The organism is Arthrobacter glycogeni (assembly GCF_054511155.1).
On record NZ_JBTNDE010000044.1, the window covers coordinates 1 to 5,471 of the forward strand.

Annotated in this window: 6 protein-coding genes; 1 reads left to right on the forward strand and 5 read right to left on the reverse strand. The window is 58.1% G+C overall.

Annotated features, from left to right (window positions below; genetic code table 11):
• Window positions 1–420: 420 nt before the first annotated feature.
• The 4 genes from ACX80O_RS16555 to ACX80O_RS16570 form a co-directional block, all read right to left on the reverse strand.
• The gene (locus ACX80O_RS16555; protein ID WP_459334155.1) at window positions 421–1,134 is read right to left on the reverse strand and encodes a GAF and ANTAR domain-containing protein; all 714 of its coding nucleotides are present in this window, start codon (window positions 1,132–1,134) and stop codon (window positions 421–423) included.
• 56 nt (window positions 1,135–1,190) lie between these two features.
• A complete protein-coding gene (locus ACX80O_RS16560; protein WP_459334156.1) occupies window positions 1,191–1,517 on the reverse strand; it encodes an ANTAR domain-containing protein in 327 nt (108 codons plus the stop codon).
• Window positions 1,518–1,559: 42 nt separating this feature from the next.
• Window positions 1,560–1,865, reverse strand: a complete 306-nt coding sequence (locus ACX80O_RS16565) for a hypothetical protein (protein WP_459334157.1) — start codon at window positions 1,863–1,865, stop codon at window positions 1,560–1,562.
• A gap of 380 nt (window positions 1,866–2,245) precedes the next feature.
• A complete protein-coding gene (locus tag ACX80O_RS16570; RefSeq protein ID WP_459334160.1) occupies window positions 2,246–3,736 on the reverse strand; it encodes a SulP family inorganic anion transporter in 1,491 nt (496 codons plus the stop codon).
• A 238-nt stretch (window positions 3,737–3,974) separates the two neighbouring features.
• Here ACX80O_RS16570 and ACX80O_RS16575 point away from each other — a divergent pair, with 238 nt between their 5' ends.
• Complete coding sequence (locus ACX80O_RS16575; protein WP_459334158.1) at window positions 3,975–4,319, forward strand: MerR family transcriptional regulator; 345 nt, start codon at window positions 3,975–3,977, stop codon at window positions 4,317–4,319.
• Between the two features lie 521 nt (window positions 4,320–4,840).
• On the opposite strand, the gene ACX80O_RS16580 is transcribed toward ACX80O_RS16575, so the two are convergent.
• On the reverse strand, window positions 4,841–5,140 hold the full coding sequence (locus ACX80O_RS16580) for a hypothetical protein (RefSeq protein ID WP_459334159.1): 300 nt from the start codon (window positions 5,138–5,140) through the stop codon (window positions 4,841–4,843).
• Window positions 5,141–5,471 lie beyond the last annotated feature (331 nt).

A 5,471-nucleotide genomic window follows, 5' to 3' on the forward strand; every position in this document is an offset into this window, starting at 1 on the left:
GCCGACCACGGGAAATCCTCGGCTGGCAAAGCCCTGCAGAGCAGCTCGCTAGACTCATCTCACCACCGACAGATTCATAAACTGTTGCAACGACCGCTGAAATCCGCCGCCGTCACAACGGCTCAATTTTCGACCGTCACCGACAGCCACTCACCAATCAGCTACCAGTCCGCCGGCGGGAGAAGTAGGCAGGGGTGAGTATGTGCACCCGGCAGCCCCGAGTCGGCACGCGCCGGAGGAACCGTTCCCGGAGGACCTGACCGTTCTGGATCAGTTTCGGTTAGAGGTACTGAACAGTAGAATGCATCGTCAACTCGATATGGAGTACATCCGCGATATACAGGCGCACCCTGAAACCAGTACGCGATTAGAGGAACTGACTGAAGAACTTGACCGCAGAGACAGTAAATACAGTCAGCGCTAAAGGGTCAAGGAACCTTCAACAATTTTACTTGCCGTCTGTTGCAAACCGAGACTGTTCGAACGCGAGTAGTGGCGGAGCCTGCTGAAAGCCTGGCTCATGTCCACATCATTGGTCTGAGAAATGACGCCCTTTGCCTGCTCAATCAGGACCCGACTGTTCAGCGCATTCTGCAGTTGGTCATTAACCAGGGTGCTTTCGCGGATCGCGCGCTCCTGGAGCAAGCCAATGGTCGCAACGTGCGCTAGGGCTTGCCCGATGGCTGAGTCTTCGTCGGTCAGCGCACCGGTATGGTGACCGAACAATCCCATAGCCCCAATTGTCCGGTCTTTCACGCGTAGCGGGATTGCATGGATGGAGTGGAACCCTTGGCTCAGTGCCGCGGCCTGAAATTCGGGCCAGCGTCCGCCCATGGAATCGATGCTGTCGATGGTGATCACAACACCCGTTTTGAAGCATTCGACGCAGGGGCCTTCACCGGCTTGGAGCTGCAATATCTCTACCAGATGGGTTGCCTCACTCGTGGAGGCCACTACTTGCAGCTCACCGTCAGGATCGACCAGTAACAGGCCAGCTGCACTGGCGTCGAGCAGGCTGACGGTCTCCTCCACCAGGGTTTGCAGGAGATCCAGGACGTCGTAATCGGTGACGAGTGTGTCTGTAAGTTTCACAAACGCTGCACCGACCCGCTCCGCACGCGATGTAGTCACCATACGCCCACCCTACTCCAGCACATGCCGATGGTCCCCTTAAATAGGCGAGCAAAAATCTACATAGGCGAGGAAAAATCCAGTTCCCGAGTAACCACATCCTGGGCGGTTTCCGTGAGCGTGCGACCGTTAGCAAACGCGTGGGCGCGCAACAGCAGCAGGGCATTCGCTGCCGATAGCGTTGCCTGGACGAGAACCATGCCGGTGGCCTGATGAATTTCCCTACGGGTTGGATAAGCATGTCCCGGAGGCGATCCATTATCGGTACCAGCGCTGTCATTCAACAACTGGCGCAACACTGCCCACGACGTTTCGGCTGCGAGGGCGGACGCCGTCGTTTGGTCGGAACGGCTCAGGGTCAACGGCGACGTTCTATACAGTTCCACCACCCCAATATCCATCGCCCCAACGGCCAGCGGGAAAACATACTAGGCCGCTGCACTCGTCTCGGCTACCGCCGTCCCAAAAACAGGCCACAAATGGTGATCCCCGGACCGTAGATCCGGTAAAAGCACTGGTAGGTGGGTGCGGAGGGCTTCCCACCGAGGGCCCTGACCTAGATCGAACTGCAGCTCATCCAGTCTGGTCGCAACAGGATCGCTGGCATGCAACAACGTCTCGTTCATCGATCCGCCGAACACCGACACCGAAGCACCCGTGACCGGCAACAACTCAAGAAACGGTGCACACAGCCGGGCGTTATCCGAACCCAACTCCGCGTGCATCTCAGTCATGGCTCCTCCGAAGCACCGTCCCGCCAATCGGTGCCTTCAATCACTCCCAGTATTAGGTCCTGACTTAACCATAAACCCGTTGCCACGAAGATGCCCCGCCCGACCATTAGAGGCCCTCGCCAGCAATATTGCCTGACTGCGATCACAGCCTGGATTCAGTTACTTATCCACTTCGAATCGAGAAGAAACCAGCCCTGCGCCGAGGCCGATAATGACCGTTCCGTCGTTGGTTTTTTGGGGACGGCTCCGGTGTCGGCAACGCCCTTGGGGTTCATCATAGGGCAGTTCGCAAACGATGGTTTGATTGACGCTGACGGGGAGTCGGGATGTTTACCAACTGAACCCAAGGGTTCTGGTTTCGTGCCATGGGGGAGGGGGGGTCAGTGGCCGGCGCCGAGTTTGCCGCCGAGGCGTTCGCGCATGAGTACGCTGGCGTCGTTGAGGCCGATGATCTCCACGGTCTTGCCGTGGTGGCGGTATTTCTCGGTGATCGCATCCAATGACGCGATAGTGGAAGCGTCCCACAGGTGCGATCCACTCATGTCGATCAGAATTCTATGCGGGTCCAGTGCATAGTCGAATTGCGTATACAGGTCATTGGAAGACGCGAAGAAAAGTTCTCCGTCGACCTTATAAGTGGCGAATTGTTCACCGTTGACTTCGAGTAGGGTCCGTTCCACAGTCACGAAGTGGGCCACCCGGCGCGCGAAGAGCACCATGGCCACCAGCACGCCGACACCGACGCCGATGGCGAGGTTGTGGGTGGCCACGACCACGATCACAGTGGAGACCATGACGATGGTTTCACTTTTGGGCATTATCCGCAGCGTGGAAGGGCGGACGCTGTGCCAGTCGAAGGTCGCCACCGCGACGAAAATCATCACTGCAACCAGGGCGGCCATGGGAATGACCGCGACGATGCCGCCCAGGGCGACCACAAGGATTAGCAGGAACATTCCAGCCATGAAGGTGGAGATCCGGGTGCGGGCTCCGGAGGCTTTCACATTGATCATGGTCTGACCGATCATCGCGCAGCCGCCCATACCTCCGAAGAAACCGGTGATGATGTTCGCTGTTCCCTGGCCCCAGGACTCACGGGTTTTGTTGGAGCGGGTGTCGGTTACGTCGTCCACCAGCTTTGCTGTCATTAGCGATTCCAGCAGCCCCACAAAGGCCATGGCGAGTGCGTAGGGGAAAAGAATCTGGGACGTCTCAAGATTCAGTGGCACGTTCGGGATGAACAATGAAGGGAGATTGTCCGGCAGTTCTCCCTTATCCCCGACCGTGGGCACTGTGACAGCGGCGAACACCGTGATGAGCGTAAGAACGACAATGGCAACCAACGGCGCGGGAACGACTTTGGTCAGTTTAGGCAGACCGAAAACGATTAGCAGACCCAGGGCCACCATTGGATATACCAACCAGGAGACACCGAGCAGTTCCGGTACCTGGGACAGGAAGATCAGGATCGCCAACGCATTGACGAAACCAACCATCACCGAACGTGGAATGAACCTCATCAGTTTTGCGACACCGGCCAGGCCAAGGACCACTTGGAAAATTCCTGCCAGGATGACGGAGGCAATAAAGTAATCGACGCCGTGACTCGCCACTAACGGCGCGATCACCAAGGCTATCGCCCCGGTGGCAGCGGAAATCATGGCTGGACGCCCGCCAAGGAAAGCGATGGATACTGCCATGGTGAAGGAGGCAAACAGACCAAGGCGCGGGTCCACTCCCGCAATGATCGAGAACGCAATCGCTTCTGGAATCAATGCCAGGGCCACCACTAGACCCGCCAGTACTTCGGTTTTCAGACGCCGCGGGGATTTCAACGTCCCGGTCACGGATTGCAACTGTTCAGGAGTCAGCACCGGCGCAAGTCCGGCGGTTGTGGTCGCCACTATGGCTCCGTTCGAGGTCAGGAAGGCACACAGCAGCGCCTTCACTTTTGGCAAAAATAATGGGGGCGCGGCACCGCCCCGGGAAAGGGGGAACAGTTTCGAAGGTTCACCGCCCAGAAGGAACTCTACCCTAACGTGATGGTAGAGTTTGAAGCCGCAGCCTGAACGGAGAGCTTTGATGACAACTAGAACCAGCAGGTGCACCATGCACATTGGTGAGCTGGCAGACAGAACCGGGTTGTCCCTGCGGACGATCCGGCACTATGACGATGTTGGCTTGTTACCCGCGACGGCGCGCACAGAGGGTGGATTTCGCGTGTTCTCGGAAGAGGATTTTGACCGTCTCATGGTCATCAAGCAGATGAAGCCTCTGGGATTCTCCCTTGAGGAAATGGCCGACATACTCAGCCTCCTGGCAACACCTGACACCTCAGGTATGGATGGCAGGTTGGCTGGGTTCCTGGAGAGAGCCGTGAACCAACGGGCCAAGATGGCCCGCAACCTAGCCCAGGCAGACGAATTCATTCAAAGGCTCAGCGTCCAGTCCTGATCAATCGTACGTGCCGGGCTGTAGTTGACTCCTCTTCCCGGCACGCACCCACACCAAGATCCCAGTCAAGCGTCCGGTAATCATGGTTTGGATGACACGGGTGAGTGAGACGGGCCATGTGGAAAGACACGCCGAGCTGTCTGTCTCGTTATTCGTGTCCGTTGAGATGGGTTGTGTACCTACGTTTGTGCATCTACCGCCAGCCGGTTGCCCAACCCGGGATCCGTTCATTGAGTCATGCTTTCCGGGTCGGGTCCAGGGTGCCGCGGTGGTGGAGTCCGCGCTGCGTGACCAGCCAGGTGGCCAAAGTGTTCTTGTGCCGATCGGCACCTCTGCGGAATCGGGGAGGGTGTCCTTCCCTGTTGAGGACGTCTGCTACTTCGGTTAGGCGGTGGTCCCACATGCTGGTCTCGGCCTTCGTCCGTGGGGGTCCTATCCAGTCTTCGAGCGCTTCGCGCATCAGCTCTTGTCGGCTGTCGCTTATGGACTCGTTGCGAATTTGTTTTGCGTTGGCCAGCGACCTACACGGCGAGACGCTGTTCGCCCGGGTCCTTGGAGAGGATGCGCGGCAGCCGCTGATGCCGCTGATGATACTTTTTCGCTTCATCGACCCGGATCTTCCAGGAAGGCCGGGACGGTTTTCGCTGCAGCTGGGCGGTTGTTGGGGGAGCGGGGTGGTCATTGAGTAGCAGGCGTTTACCGGCCAGCTCAGGATGGGCCTTTTCAAATCTGCGGATAAGGCGGCGGACCCGTTTCGCCGGGACCCGGCAGATCCTGGCTATTTGGTCGGGGGTATCTCGCGTAGGTACATCAGTTTCCACTCTGTCACGGAGATGCACGGACCCCAGTCGTTGGGGTCCTGAACCTCTGCGCTGGCTGGAAGGGCCATGTCCACAGGATATTGGTAGCAGCACAATGTGCGGAAGGGTTGTTCATGGAGCAGCCGCGGAGGTGTTCTGTGTGGACTCCTCTCACGCTGTGCCGGCGACTCGTGTTGGGCGCAGACCACAAGTGTTCTGGAAGCTTCCTTAGGGGTTTGAAAGGCGGAATTCGGTCCATAGGGGGTAGTGGTCGGAGATCCGCAAGGATACTTCGTTTTTGGTGAGCCCGGTGAGGACGAGGGGTAGGAAGCCGATGTGGCCGGCTTTGCCG

What these genes read in the sequence shown, in the direction of transcription:
- ACX80O_RS16555 (WP_459334155.1), bottom strand. Translation starts at nt 1,134, where the DNA reads ATGGTGACTACATCGCGTGCGGAGCGGGTCGGTGCAGCGTTTGTGAAA.
- ACX80O_RS16575 (WP_459334158.1), top strand. Translation starts at nt 3,975, where the DNA reads ATGCACATTGGTGAGCTGGCAGACAGAACCGGGTTGTCCCTGCGGACG.
- ACX80O_RS16565 (WP_459334157.1), bottom strand. Translation starts at nt 1,865, where the DNA reads ATGACTGAGATGCACGCGGAGTTGGGTTCGGATAACGCCCGGCTGTGT.